The organism is Streptococcus sp. 400_SSPC, from assembly GCF_001072745.1.
GTDB lineage: Bacteria > Bacillota > Bacilli > Lactobacillales > Streptococcaceae > Streptococcus > Streptococcus xiaochunlingii.
In genome coordinates, this window is record NZ_JVIQ01000043.1 from 1 (window position 1) to 25,606 (window position 25,606).

General features: G+C 41.7%; 38 protein-coding genes. 1 reads left to right on the forward strand and 37 read right to left on the reverse strand.

Annotation, left to right across the window (positions count from 1 at the left end; genetic code table 11):
• Window positions 1-101: 101 nt before the first annotated feature.
• The 31 genes from ADH49_RS05470 to tgt all read right to left on the reverse strand — a co-directional run bounded on the left by ADH49_RS05470 (window position 102) and on the right by tgt (window position 17,635).
• The gene (locus ADH49_RS05470; protein ID WP_048690553.1) at window positions 102-1,403 is read right to left on the reverse strand and encodes a gamma-glutamylcysteine synthetase; all 1,302 of its coding nucleotides are present in this window, start codon (window positions 1,401-1,403) and stop codon (window positions 102-104) included.
• Window positions 1,404-1,599: 196 nt separating this feature from the next.
• Window positions 1,600-1,986, reverse strand: a complete 387-nt coding sequence (rplQ, locus tag ADH49_RS05475; RefSeq protein ID WP_006595176.1) for a 50S ribosomal protein L17 — start codon at window positions 1,984-1,986, stop codon at window positions 1,600-1,602.
• An 11-nt stretch (window positions 1,987-1,997) separates the two neighbouring features.
• On the reverse strand, window positions 1,998-2,936 hold the full coding sequence (locus ADH49_RS05480) for a DNA-directed RNA polymerase subunit alpha (protein WP_006595177.1): 939 nt from the start codon (window positions 2,934-2,936) through the stop codon (window positions 1,998-2,000).
• Between the two features lie 45 nt (window positions 2,937-2,981).
• A complete protein-coding gene (gene rpsK / locus ADH49_RS05485) occupies window positions 2,982-3,365 on the reverse strand; it encodes a 30S ribosomal protein S11 (protein ID WP_001118385.1) in 384 nt (127 codons plus the stop codon).
• 26 nt (window positions 3,366-3,391) lie between these two features.
• A complete protein-coding gene (rpsM, locus tag ADH49_RS05490; protein ID WP_003009631.1) occupies window positions 3,392-3,757 on the reverse strand; it encodes a 30S ribosomal protein S13 in 366 nt (121 codons plus the stop codon).
• Between the two features lie 17 nt (window positions 3,758-3,774).
• Entirely contained in the window at window positions 3,775-3,891 is a 117-nt protein-coding gene (gene rpmJ, locus ADH49_RS09760) for a 50S ribosomal protein L36 (protein WP_001808836.1), read from the reverse strand.
• Between the two features lie 23 nt (window positions 3,892-3,914).
• Complete coding sequence (infA, locus tag ADH49_RS05495) at window positions 3,915-4,133, reverse strand: translation initiation factor IF-1 (protein ID WP_001029883.1); 219 nt, start codon at window positions 4,131-4,133, stop codon at window positions 3,915-3,917.
• Window positions 4,134-4,249: 116 nt separating this feature from the next.
• Window positions 4,250-4,888: an adenylate kinase gene (locus ADH49_RS05500; RefSeq protein ID WP_006597039.1), complete on the reverse strand. Its 639-nt coding sequence runs from the start codon at window positions 4,886-4,888 to the stop codon at window positions 4,250-4,252.
• Between the two features lie 96 nt (window positions 4,889-4,984).
• Entirely contained in the window at window positions 4,985-6,292 is a 1,308-nt protein-coding gene (gene secY, locus ADH49_RS05505; RefSeq protein WP_048690557.1) for a preprotein translocase subunit SecY, read from the reverse strand.
• 12 nt (window positions 6,293-6,304) lie between these two features.
• Entirely contained in the window at window positions 6,305-6,745 is a 441-nt protein-coding gene (gene rplO / locus ADH49_RS05510; RefSeq protein WP_006595181.1) for a 50S ribosomal protein L15, read from the reverse strand.
• Between the two features lie 146 nt (window positions 6,746-6,891).
• Window positions 6,892-7,074, reverse strand: coding sequence for a 50S ribosomal protein L30 (gene rpmD, locus ADH49_RS05515; RefSeq protein WP_002894509.1), 183 nt, complete (start codon window positions 7,072-7,074; stop codon window positions 6,892-6,894).
• Window positions 7,075-7,088: 14 nt separating this feature from the next.
• Window positions 7,089-7,583, reverse strand: a complete 495-nt coding sequence (gene rpsE / locus ADH49_RS05520; protein WP_006595182.1) for a 30S ribosomal protein S5 — start codon at window positions 7,581-7,583, stop codon at window positions 7,089-7,091.
• Window positions 7,584-7,600: 17 nt separating this feature from the next.
• Window positions 7,601-7,957 (reverse strand): 50S ribosomal protein L18, encoded by a 357-nt coding sequence (gene rplR, locus ADH49_RS05525; RefSeq protein ID WP_003010871.1) that lies wholly within the window; start codon window positions 7,955-7,957, stop codon window positions 7,601-7,603.
• An 83-nt stretch (window positions 7,958-8,040) separates the two neighbouring features.
• Window positions 8,041-8,577 (reverse strand): 50S ribosomal protein L6, encoded by a 537-nt coding sequence (gene rplF / locus ADH49_RS05530; RefSeq protein ID WP_004269753.1) that lies wholly within the window; start codon window positions 8,575-8,577, stop codon window positions 8,041-8,043.
• A 187-nt stretch (window positions 8,578-8,764) separates the two neighbouring features.
• Window positions 8,765-9,163 carry a 30S ribosomal protein S8 gene (gene rpsH, locus ADH49_RS05535; RefSeq protein WP_006595183.1) on the reverse strand — a complete coding sequence of 133 codons (399 nt, stop codon included), beginning with the start codon at window positions 9,161-9,163 and terminating at the stop codon, window positions 8,765-8,767.
• A gap of 212 nt (window positions 9,164-9,375) precedes the next feature.
• Window positions 9,376-9,561, reverse strand: coding sequence for a type Z 30S ribosomal protein S14 (locus ADH49_RS05540; RefSeq protein ID WP_001085699.1), 186 nt, complete (start codon window positions 9,559-9,561; stop codon window positions 9,376-9,378).
• Window positions 9,562-9,578: 17 nt separating this feature from the next.
• Entirely contained in the window at window positions 9,579-10,121 is a 543-nt protein-coding gene (gene rplE / locus ADH49_RS05545; protein ID WP_006595184.1) for a 50S ribosomal protein L5, read from the reverse strand.
• Window positions 10,122-10,144: 23 nt separating this feature from the next.
• Entirely contained in the window at window positions 10,145-10,450 is a 306-nt protein-coding gene (rplX, locus tag ADH49_RS05550; protein WP_006595185.1) for a 50S ribosomal protein L24, read from the reverse strand.
• Between the two features lie 77 nt (window positions 10,451-10,527).
• Window positions 10,528-10,896, reverse strand: coding sequence for a 50S ribosomal protein L14 (rplN, locus tag ADH49_RS05555; protein WP_002894494.1), 369 nt, complete (start codon window positions 10,894-10,896; stop codon window positions 10,528-10,530).
• Window positions 10,897-10,921: 25 nt separating this feature from the next.
• A complete protein-coding gene (rpsQ, locus tag ADH49_RS05560; RefSeq protein WP_000440801.1) occupies window positions 10,922-11,182 on the reverse strand; it encodes a 30S ribosomal protein S17 in 261 nt (86 codons plus the stop codon).
• 23 nt (window positions 11,183-11,205) lie between these two features.
• A complete protein-coding gene (rpmC, locus tag ADH49_RS05565) occupies window positions 11,206-11,412 on the reverse strand; it encodes a 50S ribosomal protein L29 (protein WP_003002350.1) in 207 nt (68 codons plus the stop codon).
• 9 nt (window positions 11,413-11,421) lie between these two features.
• On the reverse strand, window positions 11,422-11,835 hold the full coding sequence (gene rplP / locus ADH49_RS05570) for a 50S ribosomal protein L16 (RefSeq protein WP_023024998.1): 414 nt from the start codon (window positions 11,833-11,835) through the stop codon (window positions 11,422-11,424).
• A gap of 3 nt (window positions 11,836-11,838) precedes the next feature.
• Window positions 11,839-12,492, reverse strand: a complete 654-nt coding sequence (gene rpsC, locus ADH49_RS05575) for a 30S ribosomal protein S3 (RefSeq protein WP_006595187.1) — start codon at window positions 12,490-12,492, stop codon at window positions 11,839-11,841.
• Between the two features lie 12 nt (window positions 12,493-12,504).
• A complete protein-coding gene (gene rplV / locus ADH49_RS05580; RefSeq protein ID WP_006595188.1) occupies window positions 12,505-12,849 on the reverse strand; it encodes a 50S ribosomal protein L22 in 345 nt (114 codons plus the stop codon).
• An 11-nt stretch (window positions 12,850-12,860) separates the two neighbouring features.
• Window positions 12,861-13,142 (reverse strand): 30S ribosomal protein S19, encoded by a 282-nt coding sequence (gene rpsS, locus ADH49_RS05585; RefSeq protein WP_000533766.1) that lies wholly within the window; start codon window positions 13,140-13,142, stop codon window positions 12,861-12,863.
• Between the two features lie 102 nt (window positions 13,143-13,244).
• Window positions 13,245-14,078: a 50S ribosomal protein L2 gene (gene rplB / locus ADH49_RS05590; RefSeq protein WP_048690562.1), complete on the reverse strand. Its 834-nt coding sequence runs from the start codon at window positions 14,076-14,078 to the stop codon at window positions 13,245-13,247.
• Between the two features lie 17 nt (window positions 14,079-14,095).
• Window positions 14,096-14,392 (reverse strand): 50S ribosomal protein L23, encoded by a 297-nt coding sequence (locus ADH49_RS05595; RefSeq protein WP_006595190.1) that lies wholly within the window; start codon window positions 14,390-14,392, stop codon window positions 14,096-14,098.
• Complete coding sequence (gene rplD / locus ADH49_RS05600) at window positions 14,392-15,015, reverse strand: 50S ribosomal protein L4 (RefSeq protein ID WP_003009591.1); 624 nt, start codon at window positions 15,013-15,015, stop codon at window positions 14,392-14,394. Before rplD ends, ADH49_RS05595 begins: the two co-directional genes overlap by 1 nt.
• A gap of 24 nt (window positions 15,016-15,039) precedes the next feature.
• Window positions 15,040-15,666, reverse strand: a complete 627-nt coding sequence (gene rplC / locus ADH49_RS05605; RefSeq protein WP_003010846.1) for a 50S ribosomal protein L3 — start codon at window positions 15,664-15,666, stop codon at window positions 15,040-15,042.
• Between the two features lie 83 nt (window positions 15,667-15,749).
• Window positions 15,750-16,058 carry a 30S ribosomal protein S10 gene (gene rpsJ / locus ADH49_RS05610; protein WP_003009585.1) on the reverse strand — a complete coding sequence of 103 codons (309 nt, stop codon included), beginning with the start codon at window positions 16,056-16,058 and terminating at the stop codon, window positions 15,750-15,752.
• A 434-nt stretch (window positions 16,059-16,492) separates the two neighbouring features.
• On the reverse strand, window positions 16,493-17,635 hold the full coding sequence (gene tgt, locus ADH49_RS05615; RefSeq protein ID WP_006597058.1) for a tRNA guanosine(34) transglycosylase Tgt: 1,143 nt from the start codon (window positions 17,633-17,635) through the stop codon (window positions 16,493-16,495).
• 151 nt (window positions 17,636-17,786) lie between these two features.
• Here tgt and ADH49_RS05620 point away from each other — a divergent pair, with 151 nt between their 5' ends.
• Entirely contained in the window at window positions 17,787-18,674 is an 888-nt protein-coding gene (locus tag ADH49_RS05620) for a DUF975 family protein (RefSeq protein ID WP_239681820.1), read from the forward strand.
• Between the two features lie 159 nt (window positions 18,675-18,833).
• On the opposite strand, the gene ADH49_RS05625 is transcribed toward ADH49_RS05620, so the two are convergent.
• From ADH49_RS05625 to ADH49_RS05650, 6 genes are all read right to left on the reverse strand, one after another.
• Entirely contained in the window at window positions 18,834-19,274 is a 441-nt protein-coding gene (locus ADH49_RS05625; protein WP_048690567.1) for a CoA-binding protein, read from the reverse strand.
• A 134-nt stretch (window positions 19,275-19,408) separates the two neighbouring features.
• Window positions 19,409-22,054 (reverse strand): DNA polymerase I, encoded by a 2,646-nt coding sequence (polA, locus tag ADH49_RS05630; RefSeq protein WP_048690569.1) that lies wholly within the window; start codon window positions 22,052-22,054, stop codon window positions 19,409-19,411.
• A gap of 384 nt (window positions 22,055-22,438) precedes the next feature.
• Complete coding sequence (locus ADH49_RS05635) at window positions 22,439-22,801, reverse strand: DUF1304 domain-containing protein (RefSeq protein WP_048690571.1); 363 nt, start codon at window positions 22,799-22,801, stop codon at window positions 22,439-22,441.
• A 12-nt stretch (window positions 22,802-22,813) separates the two neighbouring features.
• Window positions 22,814-23,239, reverse strand: coding sequence for a MarR family winged helix-turn-helix transcriptional regulator (locus ADH49_RS05640; RefSeq protein ID WP_048690572.1), 426 nt, complete (start codon window positions 23,237-23,239; stop codon window positions 22,814-22,816).
• Window positions 23,240-23,587: 348 nt separating this feature from the next.
• Entirely contained in the window at window positions 23,588-24,211 is a 624-nt protein-coding gene (locus ADH49_RS05645) for an HAD-IA family hydrolase (protein ID WP_048690575.1), read from the reverse strand.
• Window positions 24,212-24,216: 5 nt separating this feature from the next.
• Window positions 24,217-25,500 carry an MATE family efflux transporter gene (locus ADH49_RS05650; RefSeq protein ID WP_048690577.1) on the reverse strand — a complete coding sequence of 428 codons (1,284 nt, stop codon included), beginning with the start codon at window positions 25,498-25,500 and terminating at the stop codon, window positions 24,217-24,219.
• Between the last annotated feature and the right edge of the window lie 106 nt (window positions 25,501-25,606).

The window sequence follows — 25,606 nt, forward strand, 5'->3', positions numbered from 1 at the left end:
ATATTAGTATATCACGTCCATATGTCCTTGTCAATATCTTTTTTCTATTTTTTTAAATTTTTTATTGTTTTTTTAATTTGAAAAAAGGAAATGCTGTTAAATCAGCACTTCCCAAGTTCTTTTATGATTTCTTCGAGATAAACCTCTTCTCGGTTTCCTCGATCAATCAATCCTCTTTTTGAGATTTTTAACAGATCTAGCGAATATTGTTTAATTTTCACTAATTCACTTTCAGTTAACTGTTTTTTCGAATATTGCCTTCTTAATTCTTTCGGATTTTCTTTACTAAAATCAAAAACTATATTTTGAGCTAAATACTCGTCTAATTCTTTGATATTATGATGCAATCCGACATGAAATGCAATTGGTGCAAATGTTTTATTTAATGGTTGAGTACAAACACTTCTATATTCGATGGTTCCTCTTGTTGTTAAATCTTGAAAATGGTAGCTTCTATGATTCTTTAGGTCCTCTTCTTGCGGTTTTATTTCTTGTCTAGTTCTATCTAAGCGATAGGCTACTATTTTTTCTTTTGCGAGATAATCCTCTACTCTAATAGGTTCGAAATATAAGATTTCATTCTCACGATAAACATAAAACAAGGCTGTCTTCGCTAAATATTCTAGAAAATCCTGTTCATTTATAAACGCCTTAGGATTTACACCAACATTTTCCTGATAATAGCCATGCATGGAATCTTCCCAGAAAATATCTCTTGAGATCTTCGTATCCCAGTCTTCTCCATCAAAAACGGAATTAGCAAACAGATATGCTTTTGCTGGCTCCACCTTATTCATTGCATTAATTATTTCCAAATAATTCATTCTTGAAACATCCAATTGTACTTGATTGCCACAAATAAAGGTTCCATAGTCTGGATAATGATGGAATCGATGGTTAGGATATTGTCCAGACAGTTGCAAGAATTGAATCAGCATTTTATAACGATCAATTTTTACAGGTTGATTTTCATTTATTCTCCAATAAGGATGAATGCCTTTTCCTTCTATTTGATGCTGTCTCTCTCTTAAGAATGGCTGAATGATCCCTAAATAGTGTTGAAACCGGCTTTCGACTTCTTGGATGGTTTTAGTCTTTTCAAAAGCAAATTCAATGGTATTGTAAGATAACTCAAATACAATTTGATCTTTGTTTATTTTATGTTGTAACTGGACTGGGTTCCCATCTTCATCTTGTTTAATCGCAATAAACTCTTCAACTTCTTGCAGATGCTTAAAAAGAGCCTTTGTAACCAGTACATCCGTTTTATTCCCCATTGTATTTACGATTGGAAATTCGAGTTCAACCCCAATGTACTGCTCTGGATTATCTTTTAGCGAGGCAAGATAACGCTTTGCCAATAATTGCTGGGCGAGTGCTTGTGATTTTTCTTTTACTGTCATAACTCTTCTATTATATCAAAAAACGCCTGCTTACGAAATTGTTTTAAATTAAAGCAATTTCGTAAACAAGCGTCTACCATTTACCTCAATATGATGAGTGTTACCGCTAGGATAAATCCTAGCGGCAGACCAGAGCTAGACTAAGAAGAACCGTTCAGTCCTTCCAACATCATAACACTCAACAAAATTGATGATTTTATACTAATTCGATAATTGCCATTGGCGCAGCATCCCCACGGCGTGGTTCAGTTTTAAGGATACGAGTATATCCACCATTGCGCTCAGCATAACGTGGTGCAAGTTCAGAGAACAATTTTTGAAGTGCAGTTGTTTCTGAATATTTACCAGTTTCTTCATCAAAGTTTTGTGATGCAACTTCGTTACGTACGTAAGCAGCTGCTTGACGACGTGCATGCAAGTCACCACGTTTACCTAAAGTAATCATTTTTTCAACTGATTTACGGATTTCTTTTGCACGTGCTTCAGTTGTTACGATTGCTTCATTGATGATAAGATCTGTAGTCAAATCACGAAGCATTGCTTTACGTTGTGAGCTAGTGCGTCCTAGTTTACGGTAAGCCATGTATTCCTCCTCTATTTATCGTTTTTTAGCCCAAGGCCTAAATCGGCAAGCTTAACTTTAACTTCTTCGAGACTCTTACGTCCAAGGTTACGAACCTTCATCATTTCTGGTTCAGATTTTTCTGTCAAATCATACACAGTATTGATACCGGCACGTTTCAAACAGTTATATGAACGAACAGAAAGATCCAATTCTTCGATGGTACGTTCTAGTACTCGATCATCTGATGCTGTATCTACTTCCTTCATAACATCTGTCGCAATCGCGATTTCTGTTAAGTTCGTAAAGAGGTTAAGGTGTTCTGTCAAAATACGAGCAGATAAACCTAAAGCATCTTCTGGAATAATTGTTCCATTTGTTAAGATTTCAAGGGTTAGTTTGTCAAAACCATCGTTGCTACCAACGCGAGCTGGTTCAACTTGGTAATTAACTTTTGTCACTGGCGTATAGATTGAATCTACAGCAAGTGTACCTACTGGTGCATCATCTTTTTTATTTTGATCAGCTGGAACATAACCACGACCGCTGTTTACAGTCAAAGTCGCTTTGAAGCTTGATCCTTCACCGATGGTGAAAAGATAATGATCAGGGTTTACAATTTCAATATCACTATCTGTAAGAATATCTCCAGCAGTTACTTCTGCAGGACCTTCTACATCAAGTTCAATAATCTTTTCGTCTTGGACGTAAGATTTTACAGCGATTCCTTTAACGTTAAGAATGATTTGCATAACGTCTTCACGGACACCTGGAACTGTATCAAATTCGTGCAATACACCTTCAATATTAATTGAAGTAACAGCAGCACCTGGAAGTGAAGCTAATAATACGCGACGAAGAGAGTTCCCTAGTGTTGTACCATAACCACGTTCAAGTGGTTCTACTACAAATACACCGTAATCTTTATTTTCATCAATTTTTGTTATATTTGGTTTTTCAAACTCAATCATTTGCTATACTCCCTCTGAAACGAAAAGCTGTGTAATTGTTGATGATTATACACGGCGACGTTTTGGAGGACGAGCACCATTGTGTGGCACAGGAGTCACATCGCGGATTGCAGTAACTTCAAGACCAGCAGCAGCAAGAGCACGAATAGCAGACTCACGACCAGAACCAGGACCTTTAACAGTAACTTCTACTGATTTAAGACCATGTTCTTGAGCTGATTTTGCAGCAGCTTCTGAAGCCATTTGTGCAGCAAATGGTGTAGATTTACGAGAACCTTTGAAACCAAGAGCACCTGCAGATGACCATGCAATTGCGTTACCATGCACATCAGTAATCATAACAATTGTGTTATTAAATGTTGCGTGAATATGAGCAATACCTGATTCGATATTCTTTTTCACACGACGTTTACGTGTTGGTTTAGCCAAGATTTTTACCTCCTTATTTTATTTTCTTATTTTTTCTTACCAGCAATCGCAACAGCTTTACCTTTACGAGTGCGAGCATTGTTTTTAGTGTTTTGTCCACGAACAGGAAGTCCACGACGGTGACGGATACCACGGTATGAACCGATTTCCATCAAACGTTTAATGTTCAAGTTCACTTCACGACGAAGGTCACCTTCTACTTTAATTGCGTCAACTTCACGACGGATAGCATCTTCTTGATCTGGTGTAAGGTCGCGAACACGAATATCTTCAGAAACGCCTGCAGCAGCAAGAATTTTCTTAGATGTTGGAAGTCCGATACCGTATACATAAGTCAATGAAATTACTACACGTTTGTCATTTGGAATGTCAACTCCAGCAATACGAGCCATGTTTTCTCCTTTCTATCTTATCCTTGACGTTGTTTGTGTTTTGGATTTGCTGGGCAAATTACCATAACACGACCATTACGACGAATTACTTTACAGTATTCGCAAATTGGTTTGACCGATGGTCTTACTTTCATTTTTATCCCTCCAAGTTTTTCGATTATTTAAAGCGGTATGTGATACGTCCACGTGTCAAATCGTACGGACTCATCTCCACTGTAACACGATCTCCCGCTAAAATACGAATATAGTTTTTACGAATTTTACCAGAAACTGTTGCTAAAATCTGATGTCCATTTTCAAGTTCAACCGTAAACATAGCATTCGGCATCGTATCGACTACTTTGCCTTCTACTTCAATCACATCGTCTTTTGCCACGCAAAAGTACCTCCATAAATTTCGATTCATTCCTCTGAGCACAGAGGTAACAATTATAAGTCAGACTAATTCATTGTATCACTTGTTATCAATTATTGCAAGTGACTAAAACGTTTTTATTTCAAATTCTCCAAGACTTTTTGGATATCTTTAAAGACGTCGTTAATGTCTTGATTTCCTTCGATATCATGGACTAACCCTTTTGCACGATAATGAGCAAGAATCGGCTCACCTTGAGCAATATTCACATCCAAGCGACGTTTAACCGTTTCTGGCTTATCGTCCTCACGTTGGTAATAGTCTTCTTCCTTGTAATCAGCTGGTGGATTGAATACCTTATGGTAGGTTTCACCTGTTTCACGGTGAATGATACGTCCACTCAAGCGTTCAAGAAGGCAAGATGGATCTACTTCGATGTTGATCACTCCCTCAAGTTCAAGACCAAGGTCGACCAAGATTTGATCCAAAGCATGTGCTTGTTCAATCGTGCGAGGGAAACCATCTAAGAGGAATCCTTTTTCTTTAATATCGTCTTGAGCCAAACGTTCTTTTACAATCCCGTTTGTCACATCATCTGGCACCAATTCACCTTTATCGATGAATGATTTTGCCAACACACCCATTTCGGTTTGATTGGCCATTGCAGCACGGAACATATCCCCAGTTGAGATATGTGCAACTTGAAATTGTTCTACAATCTTAGCCGCTTGTGTCCCCTTACCTGCTCCAGGCAATCCCATGATTAATAGATTCATAATCATTTGCTCCTTATTTTGTTTTTAAATAAGTCTGTTACGATCTAACAAACTTATTCAAAAACAAAATAGAAGGTTGACAATGTCAACCTAATTCTATTCTGTTGTATCCATGAAACCAATGTATTTGCGTTTCAATAAGTAACCTTCTAATTGTTTCATTCCTTCAATACCAGTTGAGATGATAATCAAGAGACTAGTTCCTCCAAGAGCAACTGTATCTGTCAAACCAAAGACATCCCGAGCAAGGATTGGAATAATGGTGATGAATCCAAGGAAGAGAGAACCAACCGTAGCCAACCGTCTAAGAAGACGTGACATGTAGTCTTCCGTTCCCTTACCCGGACGTACACCTGGAATGTAGGCACCACTCTTTTGTAGATTTTCCGCAGTTTTTTCTGGGTTAATCTGTACAAATGTGTAGAAGAAAGTAAACAAGATGATTAGCAAAGCATACATTGCTACACCTGTTGGTGTATTGGTCGCTAACATAGATTGTGCTGTTCGAACCCATCCAGCATTGTAACCCATGGCACTAATGACCTGGAAAATTGCTGCCGGTGCAGCTGTGATCGAACTAGCAAAGATGACAGGAATAACTCCAGCTGGGTTCACCTTCAATGGAAGATATGAGCTAGATGGTGCTCCTTGTGCAATTTTTGTGTATTGAATTGGAATTTTATACTGTGCTTGTTCCACAAAGGTTGTGAAGTAAACAATCACTAATACCGCTAAGATTAACACACCTATGAAAATTAGTGAATTAGTCAATTGTCCATGACGAACGTTAACAAATGAATCTTCGTAAACACCTTTGATCATCTCTGGAATTGAAGAAACAATCCCCGCAAAGATAATCATAGAAACACCATTCCCGTATCCTTTATCGGAAATTTGTTCTCCAAGCCAAGTGACAATCATTGAACCCGTCGTTAAAATCGCACCAATCAAGATGTAGGTTTCAACGTTCGGTGTGGATACCAATTTAGCTTGTGACAAAGTATGGAAAGTAGCTGTAATTCCAATGGATTGAACGAAAGCTAGAACCAAGGCAATATAGCGTGTTGCCTGATTCAACTTTCTCCGCCCAACTTCTCCTTGTTTCCCCCACTCAACAAATTTCGGAAGCAAATCCATTTGAAGGAGCTGAACTACGATGGAAGCCGTGATGTAAGGACTCACCCCGAGGGCGAAGACAGAGAAGTTTCTCATGGCATTCCCTGACACCAAGCTCATCATATTCAAGAAGGAAACATCTTGTAAGTTGTTAAGGATTTTCGCATTCACACCAGGAACCGTGATCGTGGTCCCGATTCGGAAGACAAGTATGATAAAAATAGTAAATAAAATTTTTGATCTTACTTGTTTAACCTTAAATGCATCTTTTAATAATTTAAAGAACATAGGTCACCCCTCTTAGATGACTTCTACTGAACCACCTTTAGCAGTGATAGCTTCTTCAGCTGATTTAGAGAATTTAGCTGCCTTAACAGACAATTTCTTAGTCAATTCTCCGTTACCAAGAATTTTAATTCCTGATTTTTCAGCTTTTACAATACCTGCTTCCACAAGTACTACTGGTGTTACTTCAGCACCATCTTCGAAGACGTTCAACTGATCAAGGTTCACAATAGCATATTCTTTAGCATTGATGTTTGTAAATCCACGTTTTGGAAGACGACGGAACAATGGAGTTTGTCCACCTTCAAAACCAAGACGTACACCGCCACCGCTACGAGCTTTTTGACCTTTTTGACCACGGCCAGAAGTTTTACCATTACCAGATGAAGTACCACGACCAACACGGTTGCGGACTTTACGTGAACCTGCAGCAGGTTGTAATTCATGAAGTTTCATTATTATTTTCTCCTCTTTTGTAAATTGCTAACGCTTGTAATCAGGAAAAGGTGTCCCGACTACAAACTCGCCTATACTTATATTTAGTTTTAGGGGATGAGAAATTTCTCATACCCCTGAAAACCTTGTTTCTATTTTTTAATAGATTATTTTACTTCTTCAACTGTTACCAAGTGAGATACTGCAGTGATCATACCACGTACTGCTGGGTTATCTTCTTTAATAACAGAGCTGTTCAATTTGCCAAGTCCAAGTGCTACAACAGTTTTACGTTGTGACGGGATGCGTCCGATTGGAGACTTAGTCAAAGTAATTTTAATTTGAGCCATTTGAATCTCCTTTCTTAAGCCAAGTCAGAAACTGAAATACCACGAAGGGCAGCAACTTCTTCAGCGCGTTTCAATTGAGCTAAACCTTCCACTGTTGCACGAACAATGTTGATTGGAGTGTTTGATCCAAGTGATTTAGATGTTACATCTGCAATACCTGCCAATTCAACAACGGCACGAACTGCACCACCTGCAGCAACCCCAGCCCCTTCGATAGCTGGTTTCAACAATACACGAGCTCCACCAAATACTGATGTTACTTCATGAGGAATTGTTGTTCCAACCATAGGAACTTCAATCAAGTTTTTCTTAGCATCTTCTACTGCTTTACGGATTGCTTCTGGTACTTCTTGAGCTTTACCTGTACCAAAACCAACACGTCCGTTACGGTCACCAACAACTACAAGAGCTGCAAAGCGAAGACGACGTCCACCTTTAACAACTTTTGTAACACGGTTGATGGCAACTACGCGTTCTTCAAGTTCAACTGCATTGTCTTTAAATGCCATTTTCTAGTGTCCTCCTATTAGAATTTCAATCCGTTTTCACGAGCTGCATCAGCCAAAGCTTTAACACGTCCGTGATATAGATATCCACCGCGGTCGAACACCACTTCAGAAATACCTTTAGCAACTGCACGTTCAGCAACAAGTTTGCCGACAACAACGGCTTGTTCAGTTTTAGTTCCTTTTGAAACTTCTTTGTCAAGAGTTGAAGCGCTTGCGAGCGTTACACCCGCTACGTCATCAATTACTTGAGCGTAGATGCCTGTATTAGAACGGAATACGTTCAAACGTGGGCGATCAGCAGTTCCAGAGAGTTTTCCGCGAACGCGACGGTGGCGTTTTTGACGGATTTTATTTTTATCTGGTTTCGAAATCACAATTTTCACCTCTTAATTTTAAAATCATGTGCTAAGCACTGAGTTGGTAAGATGAAGATTGGTTGAAAAACAACCAAACTACATTATTTACCTGTTTTACCTTCTTTACGGCGAACGAATTCACCAACATAACGGATCCCTTTACCTTTGTAAGGTTCTGGTGAACGAAGGCTACGTACGTAAGCAGCTGTTTGACCAACTACTTCTTTTGAAATTCCGCTAACAACGATTGTTGTTGGGTTTGGAAGTTCAAAAGTAATTCCTTCTGGAGCTTCAACTTCGTCTGGATGTGATTTACCAACAGCCAAAACAAGTTTTGATCCTTGAAGTTGTGCACGGTAACCAACCCCGCGCATTTCAAGTTCTTTCTTGAATCCTTCTGAGACACCAATTACCATGTTGTTCAAAAGGGCACGAGTAGTTCCGTGGATAGTTTTCATTTCTTTTGAATCGTTTGGACGGTGAAGGGTTACTTCAGTACCTTCCACACGGATTTCAATATCTTTTGAGAACTCACGAGTAAGTTCTCCTTTAGGTCCTTTTACAGTTACAACGTTGTCATTGTTAGTGAGTTCAACACCAGCAGGCAACACGATAACTTTATTACCAATACGTGACATGTTTTTATCCTCCTGTTAAATTGTCAGGCCTTTGAAGGCCAGTTTTCACGGGGTTTAAATCATTTTGATTTAAAAGTTAATGTTTAGGTCTCAATTCTAAGTGAATCGAGGCATCGTCTCGCAGACATAACTTTGGGTTAGGCAAGAGACGATAACAAAGAGCCACAACGAAATCGGGAGCTAAATATTACCAAACGTAAGCGATAACTTCCCCACCAACGTTCTTTTGGCGTGCTTCTTTATCAGTAAGCAAACCTTCAGAAGTTGAAAGGATAGCAATTCCAAGTCCATTAAGAACTTTTGGAAGATCTTCACGTTTTTTGTAAACACGCAAACCTGGTTTAGAAACACGTTTCAAGTTTGTGATAACTTTTTCACCGTTTGCTCCGTATTTCAAGAACACGCGGATGATACCTTGTTTGTCATCTTCGATTACTTCAACGTTTTTTACAAAACCTTCGCGTTTAAGGATTTCAGCAATCCCTTTTTTGATGTTTGATGCAGGTACTTCAAGTACTTCGTGTTTTGCTTGGTTAGCGTTACGAATACGAGTTAGGAAGTCTGCGATTGGGTCAGTCATAACCATTTTATATTTCTCCTCTTACTAGTAGTTTGAATGTTTCACTTGCTAGTTAATGATTGAGCTAGGCTCAGAAAGTTTTGATACATACAAATGAGGATTTCTCATTTGAACACGAGCTACAACCTGGGCAAAAAAGATAGATTTGTCTTGGAGCATCGCTCCTGCATCAAATCTTCTATTTTTGCTGAGGTTGTCACGCTCTTTGTATCATGCTATTACCAAGATGCTTTAGTGACACCAGGGATTTGTCCTTTGTATGCCAATTCACGGAAGCAAACACGGCAAAGTTTAAACTTGCGGTAAACTGAGTGTGGACGTCCACAACGTTCACAGCGAGTGTATGCTTGAGTAGAGAACTTCGCTGGGCGTTTGTTCTTAGCAATCATAGATTTTTTAGCCATTAGTTTTACCTCCTATATTATTTTGCAAACGGCATACCAAGGCCAGTAAGCAATGCACGTGATTCTTCGTCTGTGTTCGCAGTAGTTACGATTACGATATCCAAACCACGAGTTTTATCAACATCATCAAAGTTGATTTCTGGGAAGATCAATTGTTCTTTCACACCAAGTGTGTAGTTTCCGCGTCCGTCAAATGATTTTGTTGGAACACCATGGAAGTCACGAACACGTGGAAGTGAAACTGAAACCAATTTGTCCAAGAATTCGTACATACGTTCGCCACGAAGAGTTACTTTCGCACCGATCGCTACACCTTCACGAAGACGGAAGCCGGCGATTGATTTTTTAGCTTTTGTGATAAGTGGTTTTTGACCTGAGATCAATGCCAATTCTTCAGCAGCTTTCTCAAGGTTTTTAGCGTTAGAAACAGCATCTCCAACACCCATGTTCAAAACGATCTTATCAACTTTTGGCACTGCCATAACTGATGAGTAGTTAAATTGTTCAGTCAAAGCTGGAACTACTTCATTAAGGTATTTTTCTTTTAAACGATTAGCCATTATACTTCTCCTTTCCTTCGTGATTAGTCAAGCACTTCGCCTGATTTTTTGTTATAACGAACTTTTTTGCCGTCTACGAATTTGTAGCCAACACGTCCAGCAACACCGTTCTTGTCCAAGACTTGAACGTTTGATACATGGATTGGAGCTTCTTTTTCGATGATAGCACCTTGAGGGTTTTCGTTATTTGGACGTTGGTGTTTTTTAACAAGGTTTACACCTTCAACAACAACTTTATTTACTTTTGGAAGAGCAGCAACGACTTTAGCTTCAACACCTTTGTCTTTACCAGCAATTACACGAACTTTGTCGCCAGTTTTTACAAACATTTTATTCTCCTTTTATTCTTACGCCCGATGGGCACCCTGGCCAATGGGCCAGGGGACTGTGTTTGTGATTTTTAAAATTAAAGTACTTCTGGAGCAAGTGATACGATCTTCATGAAACCACCGTCACGCAATTCGCGAGCGACTGGGCCAAAGATACGAGTTCCGCGAGGAGTTTTGTCTTCACGGATGATCACTGCAGCATTTTCGTCGAATTTGATGTATGAACCATCTTTACGACGAGCACCTGATTTAGTACGAACGATAACAGCTTTTACAACGTCACCTTTTTTAACCGCACCACCAGGAGTAGCTTGTTTTACAGATGCCACAATAACATCACCGATGTTTGCAAATTTACGTCCTGAACCACCAAGAACTTTGATAGTCAAGATTTCGCGAGCACCACTGTTGTCTGCGACTTTCAAACGAGTTTCTGTTTGAATCATTTCAGTTTTCTCCTTTCAGGTTAGATTAGATGATGACCGCTTCTTCAACAACTTCTACAAGACGGAAGCGTTTTGTAGCTGAAAGCGGACGAGTTTCCATGATACGAACGATATCGCCTTCTTTGGCAACGTTGTTTTCATCATGAGCTTTGTATTTTTTAGAATAGTTGATACGTTTACCATAGACTGGGTGGTTACGTTTAGTTTCAACTACAACTGTGATTGTTTTGTCCATTTTGTCAGACACAACGCGTCCAACAAGAACTTTACGATTATTGCGTTCCATTGAAATTCTCCTTCCCTAGTCTATTATTTAGCTTCTGATTGAACAGTTTTGATACGAGCGATTTGTTTTTTCACTTCTTTCAAACGTCCAGTTTGCTCCAATTGACCTGCAGCCGCTTGGAAACGAAGTTCAAACAATTCTTTTTTCAATTCATTTTCACGCTTCGCGAGTTCTTCTTGAGAAAGACCACGAAGTTCTTTAACAAATTCTTTTACTTCTGTAAGTTTCATGACCTCTCCTTATTTTGCTTCACGTTTTACGAATTTACATTTAACTGGTAATTTGTGGCTTGCAAGACGAAGCGCTTCACGAGCGATCTCTTCAGATACACCAGCAACTTCAAACATTACTTTACCACGTTTAACTGGTGCTACCCAACCTTCAGGTGCCCCTTTACCAGATCCCATACGTACCCCGATAGCTTTAGCGGTGTATGATTTGTGTGGGAAGATTTTGATCCAAACCTTACCACCACGTTTCATGTAACGAGTCATGGCAATACGAGCAGCTTCGATTTGGCGGTTAGTGATCCAGTGGCTAGTTGTAGCCTGAAGACCGTATTCACCGAATGATACTTCTTTTCCACCTTTTGCTTCACCGCGCATTTTACCACGGAATTCGCGACGGTGTTTTACACGTTTAGGTACTAACATTGGTTATTTACCTCCTTTAGCGTCTTTACGAGCTGGAAGAACTTCACCACGGTAGATCCATACTTTAACACCAAGTTTACCGTAAGTTGTATCTGCTTCTTCCCAAGCGTAATCGATGTCTGCGCGAAGTGTGTGGAGTGGAACTGTACCTTCAGAGTATCCTTCAGCACGAGCAATATCTGCACCGTTCAAACGACCTGATACTTGAGTTTTGATTCCTTTAGCTCCAGCGCGCATAGTACGTTGGATCGCTTGTTTTTGAGCACGACGGAAAGCCACACGTTGCTCCAATTGACGAGCAATTCCTTCACCAACAAGGTGAGCATCCAAGTCAGGACGTTTGATCTCGATGATGTTGATGTGAACTTGTTTACCTGTCAATTTGTTAAGAGCTGCACGAAGTGCATCGACGTTTGCTCCACCTTTACCGATAACCATACCTGGTTTAGCAGTGTGAAGAGAAACGTTAACTTTGTTTACTGCGCGTTCGATTTCAATAGTAGAAACCGCTGCGTCAGCTAATTCTTTTTGAATAAATTTGCGGATTGCAAGATCTTCATGAAGGTAATCCGCGTATTCTTTTTCAGCATACCATTTGGCATCCCAATCACGGATGATGCCGACACGCATTCCAATTGGATGTACTTTTTGACCCACGATGTTACCTCCTTATTTTTCTGTCACAACCACTGTGATGTGGCTTGTGCGTTTGTTGATTGGTGAAGCTGAACCTTTCGCACGTGGACGGAAACGTTTCATCGTTGGTCCTTCGTTTGCGAATGCTTCAGATACTACCAAGTTTGCTTTTTCCAAACCAAAGTTGTTTTCAGCGTTTGCTACTGCTGAATTCAACACTTTCAAGATGATTTCAGCTGCTTTGTTTGGAGTGAATTTCAAGATTGCTACTGCATCGGCTACGCTTTTACCACGGATGTTGTCAAGAACAAGACGTGATTTACGAGGTGAAACACGCACTGTACGAGCCATTGCTTTAGCTGAAGTAATTTCTGCCATTTATGTTCTCCTTATTTTCTACGTGTCTTCTTGTCATCTGCAGCGTGACCTTTGTAAGTACGAGTTGGTGCAAATTCACCAAGCTTGTGACCTACCATGTCTTCTTGGATGTAAACAGGTACGTGTTTACGTCCATCATAAACTGCGATAGTGTAACCAATGAAACTTGGGAAGATCGTTGAACGACGTGACCAAGTTTTGATAACTTTTTTCTTTTCGTCGTTAGCTTGAGCTTCAACTTTTTTCATCAAATGCTCATCGACGAAAGGTCCTTTTTTAAGACTGCGTCCCATTTTATTATTTTCTCCTTTAAATATAGTACCACAGCGGCTTGCGCTCACAATGAGCGCTACCGAGCTGGCGGATCATCTAGCGCTTAAGCGACTAGTTCTAAATTATTTCTCGTTGCGACGACGAACGATAAGTTTGTCAGATTTCGCTTTCTTGTTACGAGTTTTAAGACCAAGAGCAGGTTTGCCCCATGGAGTAGATGGTGCTTTACGACCAACTGGTGCTTTACCTTCACCACCACCGTGTGGGTGATCATTCGGGTTCATTACAGAACCACGAACTGTTGGACGGATACCTTTCCAACGGCTACGACCAGCTTTACCAAGATTTACAAGTCCATGTTGTTCATTTCCGACAACACCAACTGTAGCACGGCAAGTACCAAGGATCATACGAACTTCGCCTGATTGAAGACGAACAAGAACATATTTACCTTCAGCACCCAATACTTGAGCAGAAGCTCCAGCAGCACGCACCAATTCTCCACCACGACCTGGTTTCAATTCGATGTTGTGGATCAAAGTACCAACTGGGATGTTAGCAAGCGGAAGAGCGTTTCCTACTTTGATATCTGCTTCTGGACCTGAAACAATACGTTGACCTACTTCAAGACCTTTTGGAGCGATGATGTATGCTTTCACACCGTCAGTGTAGTGTACAAGAGCGATGTTTGCAGAACGGTTTGGATCGTACTCAATTGTTTTTACAACTGCTTCAACGTTATCTTTGTTACGCTTGAAGTCAATCAAACGGTAATGACGTTTGTGTCCACCACCTTGGTGACGAACTGTGATACGTCCGTTGTTGTTACGACCTGCTTTGCTCTTCAATGAAACAAGCAAAGATTTCTCTGGTGTGCTTGTTGTGATTTCAGCGAAATCCAAAGAAGTCATATTACGGCGACCGTTTGTTGTTGGTTTATAAACACGAATTCCCACGATATTTCCTCCTTAGATTATTCAGCTTCAGTAGCGAACAACTCGATTGCTTTTGAATCAGCTGTAAGCGTGATGATAGCTTTTTTAGTTTTTGAAGTAAAACCAGTGTAACGTCCAACACGTTTAGCTTTTGGTTTTACGTTTACAGTGTTCACATTCGCAACTTTTACACCTTCAAAGGCAGCTTCAACAGCTTGTTTGATTAAAAGTTTGTGAGCGCGAGTGTCAACTTCGAATACATATTTGCCTGCTTCAAGTTGAGCCATTGACTTTTCAGTGATAACAGGTTTTTTGATAACATCATACAAATTCATTATGCAAGAACCTCCTCGATTTTAGAGATAGCTGCTTGAGTAACAAGAAGTTTGTCACTATTTGCGATGTCAAGAACACTTGCAGTTGTAGCAGTCGCAACTTTCACGTTTGGAAGGTTACGAGCTGAAAGAGCTGCGAATTCGTTTCCTTCTTCAAGAATAACAAGGACTTTAGAATCGATGCTCAAAGCTGCAAGAACTTTTGCAAATTCAGCAGTTTTTGGAGCTGTAAATTCAAGAGAATCAACGGCTACAAATTTGTTTTCAGCAACTTTTTCTGAGTAAACAGATTTAAGCGCAAGGCGACGAACTTTTTGAGGAAGTTTGTACGCATAGCTACGTGGAGTTGGTCCGAAGACGATTCCACCACCACGCCATTGTGGAGAGCGGATAGAACCTTGACGAGCACGTCCAGTTCCTTTTTGACGCCATGGTTTGCGTCCGCCACCTGAAACGGCTGAGCGGTTTTTAACTGCGTGAGTTCCTTGACGAAGGCTAGCACGTTGGCTGATGATCACATCAAATACAACTGCTTGGTTTGGTTCGATACCAAAGATCGCATCGTTAAGAACAACTTCGCCCGCTTGTTTACCAGTTTGGTCGAATAATGTTACATTTGCCATTTTGACTGTATTCCCCTTTCCTTATTATTTACCAGCTTTAACTGCTGACTTGATAGTGATAAGAGATTTCTTAGCACCTGGTACGTTACCTTTGATAAGGATAACGTTCTTTTCTGGAACAACTTGTACAACTTCAAGGTTTTGAATAGTTACACGATCGCCACCCATGCGTCCTGCAAGGTTTTTACCTTTGAATACGCGGTTAGGTGCAACAGGTCCCATAGAACCTGGACGACGGTGGTAACGAGAACCGTGAGCCATAGGTCCACGTGATTGTCCGTGGCGTTTGATAACACCTTGGAAACCTTTACCTTTAGAAGTACCAGTTACATCAACAATGTCTCCAGCTTCGAAAGTATCAACTGTGATTTCAGCACCAACTTCCAAGCCTTCAACGTTTTTGAATTCACGAATGAAGCGCTTAGGAGCCGTGTTAGCTTTTGCTACATGTCCTTTAGCAGGTTTGTTGCTCAATACTTCGCGTTTGTCATCGAAACCAACTTGGATAGCGTTGTAACCATCTGTTTCAACAGTTTTAACTTGAAGAACAACGTTTGGAGTTGCTTCGATAACTGTTACAGGGATCAATTCGCCAGCTTCAGTGAAGATTTGAGTCATTCCCACTTTTTTCCCTAAGATTCCTTTTGTCATGAGAAAATAGTTCCTTTTCTATAGTTTTTTATTCAAAAAGTTTTTAACGAGCGTTTTTTATGCTCAAGGTATCAAACTTTAGATTAAAGTTTGATTTCTACGTTTACACCACTTGGAAGATCCAATTTCATCAAAGCGTCAACTGTTTTTTGAGTTGGGTTGATGATATCGATCAAACGTTTGTGTGTACGCATTTCGAATTGTTCGCGAGAATCTTTGTATTTGTGAGTCGCACGAATGATTGTGTAGAGGCTACGCTCAGTTGGAAGTGGGATTGGACCCGCAACTTGTGCACCTGTACGAGTAGCTGATTCTACGATTTTTGCAGCCGCTGTGTCAAGTGTACGGTGTTCGTACGCTTTCAAACGGATGCGGATTTTTTTGTTTGCCATCTTTTTCTCCTTTTCGTCTATTTAAGATAATAGGCTAGCTCCACAAGAAAACCGACGCGCATTGCGTGGCAATGCAACCGAGCGTGTCGCAACCTCTTGCATCAAAGCTAATAGCTGTTTTTCACAGCACCATAGTAGTTTAACACAATGAAAGCCCCAATGCAAGGAATTTGAGCAGATTTTTTTCGTTTTTTTGATGAAAGTGTTTTCTAAAGAAAAAACGTGCTAAAAAAGTTGCTATTATTATAGAAAAAAAGGAGCGAGACAGAACAAATTTATTTCCAAATTTGTTCGTCGTCTCGCCCCCGCACAGTTGATTAGGTTATCTTTGGAGCTTAACAAGCGAACAAAGATACCAATCAACCACTGCGTCTAGCAGTTATTCCTATTATTCTCAGATGGCTGTAGTCTTTTTTCTTCCTATTTAGCGTTTCCTAGAAATTCCGTCCTGATTTGTTATAGCCATATTTTTCGACGAAATGCTCACGGAATTCTAAGAGATTGTCATCCATGATGGCTTGACGGACCTGTTTCATGAGGTTGATCAAGAAGTAGAGGTTGTGGTAGCTGGTCAAGCGAATACCGAAGGTCTCATCTGCCTTGAGGAGGTGGCGAAGATAAGCTCGGGTGTAATTCTTACAAGTGTAGCAATCACACTCGTGGTCTAGCGGTGTAAAGTCTTCTGCAAATTGCGCATTTTTCACCACCAGACGTCCTTGACTAGTCATACAGGTGCCGTTTCGCGCAATCCGCGTCGGCAAGACACAGTCAAACATGTCCACTCCACGAATTACACCATCGATCAGACTGTCTGGAGCTCCTACTCCCATGAGATAACGTGGCTTGTTCTCTGGTAAGAGTGGAGTTGTGAAATCCAGCACGGCATTCATCTCTTCATGGCTTTCCCCGACAGCTAACCCACCGATAGAATAGCCTGGGAAGTCCATGCTGACCAAATCTTGAGCAGACTGACGACGCAAGTCTTCAAATCCAGCCCCTTGGACAATCCCGAAAAGACCTTGATCATGAGGGCGACGATGAGCCTTCAGACCACGTTCTGCCCAACGACTGGTCCGTTCGATTGATTTCTTCACATAATCATAGGGCTGATAGAACTGAGGACATTCATCAAAGGACATCATGATATCGCTCCCTAGATTATTTTGGATCGAGATGGCCTTTTCTGGGGAGAGGAACATCTTCGAACCATTGAGGTGGTTTTTAAAGGTTACCCCTTCTTCAGTGATATTGCGGGTATCCGCTAGTGAATAGACCTGGAAGCCTCCGCTATCTGTCAAAATGGGCTGGTCCCAGTTCATGAACTGGTGCAGTCCTCCTGCTTTTGCGACCAAGTCGTCCCCCGGACGAAGCCAGAGATGGTAGGTGTTGGCCAAAATAATTCCTGAACCCATTTCTTTGAGTTCTTCTGGCGATTGAGTCTTAACGGTTGCCTGAGTCCCTACAGGCATAAACATTGGGGTCGGGAAGGTCCCGTGGGGGGTGATAATTTCTCCCAGACGAGCTCCTGTATGCTTTTCTTTTTTGATTAATCGATATTGAATCGGTGAATCTGTCATGGTTACCTCCGTACTGGGAAAAACAGTCCCAGCCTTCTTATTCCTGTCACAGTATCTCCTGTGAGCACCTGTACGATTGTACCAAATTTTACCAGCTCTGTCACGGACTTGTGTTATAATAAAGGGTACTACTACCATGAAAGAGGACATTATGAATATCAAATTGGTTCGTGCTCAAGCTCGTCAGCTACAATTGCAACATCCCAAAGTCTTCTCCTACTTTGCCTTGCCAACCTTCATGACAATCCTTGCAAGTTACATGTTGACAGGGACAGATATCACTGAAGCACTTGCTCACATGGAGCTTAGAGAAGGGATGCTCCTTCTTCTAAGTCGGCAAATTTTCCCTGCGATTATTGGATTTATCCTTTCTTTCCTCTATTTAGGGGCAACTTTTCGCTTTTTGATTTCTGCCTCTAGCAAGGGTGAAAAGAACTTTGGTATCTTCACCATCTTTCAGAGCCAGTATTTTACACCTGCGTTTTTGACGCTATTCATTAAGCAAGTTATCCTATCTTTGTGGGGGAGCCTCCTCTATGTGAGTCAACTCCTCTTAACGGTGGTCAGCTATCACGTTCTCGCTATCAATGAATCCTTCTCCACTACGTCTACTCTTAGAGCGGATACTCCAGAAGTTCAAGCAATTCTTAAGTTAGCTCCAACGATGACGACCGGCCTCTTAATGGCTCTGGTTGGGCTCCTGCTCTTCCTCCCTTTTTATTACCAGTATAGTTTAGTTGAGTTGATCCTATATAGTCGACTGATGACGGGAACCTATGATGGGCCTATGTCTATCCTCCGCCAAAGTAAGGAAGAGATGAAAGGCTTTAAGAGCCACCGCCTTGTTCTTGATTTGAGCCTGCTTGGTTGGCAAATTCTATCTTTTTTCACTTTAGGAATGGCGAATTTTTATGTCAAACCTTATGCAACCAGTTGCCAAATCATCTTCTACCATACCCTCCTTCAAAAACGGATGCAGGCGGACAGTCGCTTCCAGCAAAAGGCGCCGGATTTACCAAAGTCGAATCCACTTGATTAACAAAGAAAACAAGAAAACCCACCTTCGATTGGAGCCATTCTCCAAAGCACGAGGTGGGTTCTTTTATCTCTGTTAGGGAAATCCGTCTGTATTTATTTCATCTCCCGTGTCAGTTTAATCACCGGATGAAAAACGAGAGGTTCTGAGATAAATCAAAGGCTATCCTTCTCCTAAGACCAAGCGAGTATGCTCGCGCTTGATACAGCGGTTCATGACGATATCTTCTCGTCCAGCTCTACGAAGGATTTCTTCTGCTTCTTGATTTTCCAGCTCCAATTGTGCCCAGAAAATCTTCGCATCCGACTCGATAAAGTCACACGCTACATCTGGCAAAAACTCACTGCGACGGTAAACATCGACGATATCTACTGGGAAAGGAATTTCCTGCAAGCTAGCGTATACCGTTTCTCCGAGGATTTGGCCACCGGCTGCACGAGGATTAACGGGAATAATCCGATAGCCCCGCTCTTGCATCTCCTTGCTGACACGATTACTGGTTGTATCTTCACGGTCAGATAATCCAACTACAGCAATGATTTTACTGGTTTCGAGGTAATGTTTGATAATGCCATCACTAGGATTGCGAAATGAATAGGCCATATGAATCTCCTTTTGTATGCGTTTCCTTTCTTTAAATAGTATAACAATACGAAGGGCATTGCAAGTGTTTGTCGTTAAAAGCGGTAGGAAACTGAAAAGTCTCCTACCGCTTTCTGTTTTGAACAAACTCAATCTTATTTGGCTTCATACCATGTTTTGCCTTCGTTTTCATCAGCTTCTAGTGGAACTGCAAGTTCGATAGCAGATTCCATGGTCTCTTTGACGAGTTCTTTGATCGCTGCCAGTTCATCACTTGGTACTTGCAGAACGATTTCATCGTGCACCTGAAGGAGCATCTTGGTCTTGTATGCCCCTGCTTCTAGCGCTTGGTCCAAGTGGATCATAGCTATTTTCAAGATGTCTGCTGCAGATCCTTGGATCGGTGAGTTAATAGCTGTCCGCTCCGCAAAGCCTCGAACATTGAAGTTGCGAGAATTGATATCTGGAATCTCCCGACGACGCTTGAAGAGAGTCTCCACATAGCCTTTATCACGCGCTTCCCGCACCACTCTCTCCATATAGTCCTTGATGCCAGGGTAGCGTTCGAAGTAAGTCTCAATGTAGGCCTTGGCTTCTTTTCGGCTGATCCCTAGGTTGTTAGACAGTCCAAAGTCGGAAATCCCATAAACCACACCGAAGTTTACTGCTTTTGCATTGCGACGGTCATTCGGCGTCACATCTTCTGGTTTTTCAATATTGAAGACCCGCATAGCAGTCGATGTATGGATATCTGCCCCATGTTTAAAGGCATCAATCAAATGCTCATCTCCCGAAATATGGGCCAAGACGCGCAATTCGATCTGTGAATAGTCCGAACTGAGCAAGACACTGTTTTCCTCTTCTGGGACAAAGGCCTTGCGAATAAGACGGCCTTGTTCCAAACGGACAGGGATGTTTTGCAGATTGGGATCCACGCTGGACAAACGGCCTGTCTGCGTCAAATCCTGCACATAGCGGGTATGGATTTTTCCATCCTCTAGGATAGCCTCTTGCAAGCCCACCACATAGGTCGACTGGATCTTAGCAATTTGGCGGTATTCAAGAATCTTAGACACGATCGGTGCAATTGGAGCCAGGCGTTCCAAGACATCGACGGCTGTTGAATAGCCGGTTTTGGTCTTCTTAGTATAATCAAGAGGGAGTTCCAATTTTTCAAAGAGGATAACGCCCAATTGTTTTGGAGAATTGATGTTAAACTCTTCGCCCGCCAGCTCGTAAATTTCTTGAGTCAAGCGTTCCAAGACCACTTCGTTTTCCACCTGCATGTCTTCTAGGGTCTGACGCTCTACCTTGATCCCCGCGATTTCCATCTTGGCCAAAACAGCTGCTAGCGGTTGCTCCATATCATAGAGCAAATCTAGCTGGTCATGGGCTTGCAACTGCTCCATCATAGGCTCTTCCGTGTCTAGTAAAACAGCGACTTTCCGTGACAAATGCTCTAATAGGACCGACTTTTCTGGGATAGCTTTTTTGGCTCCCTTGCCATAAATGACTTCGTCCAGCGGTAGCGCAATCTGACTATAGAGACTCGCAATGGTTGAAATCTCATTGTCCTCTACGGTCGACAAGAGATACTTGGCCAATCGACTGTCAAAAGCGGGATTTTGAAGAGTAATGTCCAAGTGGCTGAGCAAGACCTTGGCCCGCTTGAAGTCATAGACCTTGAGGGGCGTTTTTTCGAGAAATTCTTTGAAAATCGGTGTTTGTAAAAGACCAGTATCTGTACTCGCGTAGAGCTGACCTTTGGTCCCCCATGCAAAACCGATGATGGGTTCCGTATGGTAATTGTCCCCAAAAATCTCGAAATGGAAGAAACTATCTTCCGTAAGCATATCTGAAGTGACTTTCTCGACTTCTGTATAGTCAATGGCTACAGGAGCCTCTTCTTCTCCACTGAGATCCAAGGCTTGACGGAGTTGCTTAAAGCCCATCTCCTCATAAAACTTGGCGAGATTTTCTAGATGAGGGCCCGTATAGGTGATATCGTCCAGGCCAATTTCAATGGGCGCATTGGTATCGATGGTCGCAAGGGTCTTGGACAGATAGGCCTGTTCCTTGTCATTGATGAGGTTTTCCTTCATCTTAGAAGCCTTCATCTCATCGATATGCTCATAAATGCCATCGAGAGAGCCGTATTCTAGGAGTAGTTTGATCCCGGTCTTTTCTCCGATCTTAGTAACACCTGGGATATTATCCGACTTATCTCCCATCAAGGCCTTGAGGTCAATAAACTGCTCTGGTGTCAGTCCCATCTTTTCTTTCAGATAGGCTGGAGTGAACTCTTCAAACTCTGCCACCCCTTTTTTGGAAATCTCAACCACCGTATTGTCATCTGTCAGCTGGATCAAATCCTTATCCCCAGAGACAATGGTGACATCAAAGGGCACCGAGCTAGCTTCGGCCATCTTATCTAGCGTTCCAATGATGTCATCTGCCTCATACTGGGCTAGCTCATAATAGCGGATTCCCAAATGATCCAGTTGTTCACGAATGAAAGGAAACTGCTCACGGAACTCATCTGGAGTTTTTGCCCGGCCTCCTTTGTAGTCAGCATACATCTCCGTCCGAAAAGTCGTCTTGCCTGCATCGAAAGCAACGAGGACATGGGTTGGTTGGATGCGCTCCAAGAGATGGCTCAACATGAGGTTAAAACCATAGACCGCATTGGTATGCAACCCATTGGCATTTTTGAAGCGATCGATTTGATTATAAAGTGCAAAAAAGGCACGAAAAGCGACGGAAGAGCCGTCGATGAGTAGTAATTTGTTCTTTTTTTCCATAGGCCTATTATACCACGAATCACAAGGTCTCTGGTACATAAAAACTCTACCCTTTCGGGTAGAGCCTTCTTTAGGAGTTTCTTATGAAAAATGAAGAGAAGTGTTTATTCGCCGTAACAAGAACCTTGTTGTGGAAATTTCTTAAAGCGTTTTGGATAATTGACTGAGATTTTCATTTGCTGTACCTCATTTCTTATTGGATGAGTACAGTATACAAGAGAAATCTAAACGTTTCCTTATAGAAAGCTTCAAGAAAACTAAAAGCTGAGGCGCAAAACACGCAGTTGTTTTTTTGCTGCAGACCGGTAACTGAAGATGGACCCTTGTTATCGCAGCCCTAAGGATAGGAATGAAAAACTCTTCCCAATCTGGAAGAGCTGATCCTTATCCAAGCAGAAGAAGGCTGGCTAAAGCGACTATTGCTGGACCACCTTGGGTCAAAATGATTTTTTTATTAGAAGTTACAGCCCCATAAGCTGCTGCACCAATAATAAAGAGCAGAAAGATCATGACAATTTCACTGTTTCTAGCTACAAAGAGGCCGTAAAGGAGAAAGACACCAATCAGAGCATTATAAATGCCTTGGTTTTTGAAGAGAGCCGTCACTGATGGACGACGCAATTCTTCCTGATCCATATTAAAGACACGACTAGTCGATGCCGAGTGGGTTGCTAAACTCTCAAGATAAAAAATATAGAAATGCTCAAAAGCAGCAAGGCTTGCTAAAACAACGGTTAAGACAGACATATTATTCTCCTTTTAAAATGTAATTTGTTCGAGACCAGACACCAACTTTTCGAGTAAGTGACTCAACTGATCCTGCTCTTTTCCAGATAGAATCTGATCCATCTGGGCTTTTACCTGTAAATGATGCGCTGGAGGATGGACCAACAACCGATCTCTGGCAAGCTCCGTCAGTTCCACCACAATCTCCCGTTGATTGTCTGGATTGCGAGTACGAGTAACATAGCCACCAGCCTCTAAGACTTTGAAGTGGCGGGTTAAGGCTGCAGGATCAATCGCTAGTTTCTCCTGGAGGGCCGCTTGGCTACACGGCGCCTCTACTAATAACAACTGAAGTATCTGATAACGGGTCAGACTAATGCCCAATTGTTTTTCAAATAATTGGGTTGATGCCTGATCAGCTAGCTTCAACCGATAAAGCAAGTCATGCATTTCTGCCATTCCTTCTCTCCAATCTTTTTATTGACTTATCAATAATTGATTTATCAAGTGTATTATTTTAAAAAAGTCGAGGCAAGAAATTTACTCGCCTCAAACGAAATGATCTCCTCCTAAGAAAAGCAAAGTAAAAGACCACCGGATTTGGTGGCCTTTTAGGGAGATTATTATGAAAAAGAAAAGTTTTAGGATTTCATAAACAAAGTTAGGAGGTCTTTGTTTATGGTTTTATTATATCGGATTTATCTTAAAGATTTCTTAAGGAATTATTTCATTTTCAAAACAAATTGTTTACGGATTCTTTTCATAGCGCCATTCCAGCAACAAAGAAGCCTTGCTTTGTTAAATAAGTTAACTTTTTTCTTCTTCAAAATAGAGGCGAATGTCATCCAAACTTTGAATCGCATGATTGATATCCGGCTTGTAATCTAAAAAATTAATACTCCCGATTCCTGCATTGTCTGCCAAATCAACATCCAGAGTTCGATCTCCAATATAATAGGTCTCACTCCGATCCAGTTGATACTTATCCACTAGATAATCGACTCCTTCTGGATCTGGTTTTCTCCTAAAGCCATTGTCCGTTGTGACAATCTCTTGAAAATAGGATAAGATCCCTAGATCTTCCAGAATTGGATAAGCATTCTTCCCCTTGTGGGTATAGACGAATTGGACAATCCCTTCCTCTTTAGCCCAAGCTAGAATGTCTCTAGCTCCTGGCATCAGATGCACTTGGGCGTTTTTCTCACGCAAGCTAGAAGCACGATAACTATTCATCTCCTCCGCATCCAAACCATGTTCTCTAGCCACTTCTTCAAGAAGTACCTGGACAGATTGTTGAAGGATAAAGGCATGGACCGCTTCTCGATCAAAGTCCAAAGAGTAATGGGCATAGGTCTCAGCAATCCCATCTAAAATAGCTTCATAAGAATCCAAAAGAGTTCCATCCAAATCCCAAATAAAAGCTCGTGTCATACATTTTATTCCTTCCATTTCCGATGATAGAGTGTTTTTAAGAAAAACCAGCGAAAACCATTGTCCAAGAGGGTACCTGCCCAAATACCTGGCAAGCCCCAACCAAAGATGACTCCCATCAGATATCCAGAGCCAATCCGAATCACCCACATACCAATAGTAGTCGCATAAAAGGGAAGGCGGGCATTGCCCAAACCTTGCCAAACAGCCGTATAGATGACGGTTCCAGCTGTCAGAGGCGTTCCAAGTAAGGAGAACAAAATGACGGATAAGGAGGCCGCAAGGGCTCCTGAATCCTTGGTGTAAAGGGCTGTCAAAGGACTTCCAAACAAGAAGATGGTAAGGGCGAGAGGAAGCATGGAGAGAAAAGAGAGCCAGAAACTACGACTGGTGATTTGCTTAATCCCTTGTAAATCATTCTGCCCCAAACTTTTGGCGACCAACATGACCGTCGCTGTCGCAATCCCAAAGACCGGCATATAGTTGAACTGGGTCAAGACTTCCCCAATAGCATTCCCAGCTACCGCTCTAGTACCAAAAACGGCCACCATAGCAATGATGACAATATCCCCTGCTCGCATCATGAGGCGCTCACCAGCAGCAGGCAAAGCAAGGGAGAGCAAGTCTCGATCCAAGCCCCAACGAAAAGGAGCAAAGGGAAGTTGAACCTGACGCCAGAGCAAGAAAGCCCCTAATAAGCGAGAGAGAACCGTTCCTAAGGCAGCCCCGGCGATGCCCAGCCCAAAAACAAAGATCAAGATGCTCGATAATAGAGCATTCAAAACATTGGTCAACAAACTGACATACATGGGTAGTCGCGGGTTATGGGCCACACGGACTAGGGCTCCCAAGGTAGTCATCAGACCTAAAAGCAAAATACTTCCTCCGACAAGGGATAAATAAATTCCTCCGGCTTCTGCAACCGCTGCTTCAACCCCCAAGAGGGCAATCAATTCCTTGCCAAAGCAGAGGGATAAGACCCCCAAGATACAACTTAATAAAACCGTGACTTTAATAGATTCAGTCGCCTGACGAGCTATGGCTTTCTGATCTTTTTGTCCCATACTTTTGGACAAGAGACTCACGACCGCTGCTCCAAGAGCGATAAAAATAGCTTGGTAAATCGTAATGATATTGCCTGCAACGGATACACCCGATACAGCTACTAAACCCAACTGAGCAACCAAGTAGCTATCTACCATCCCCATGAGCATTTGGAGAAAGTTTTCTCCGATGGCTGGAAGGGCAATTCTTAAAATTTGTCGATCTACTTGTTGTTGACGTGACACACTTTCCTCCTGATGAAAAGAAACTCAGCTAGTTGCCTAACTGAGTTCTGCTTGTAGAACTATTGTGAGATTTATTCAGTCAAGTCCTAGAGACTTCTGCTTTCTA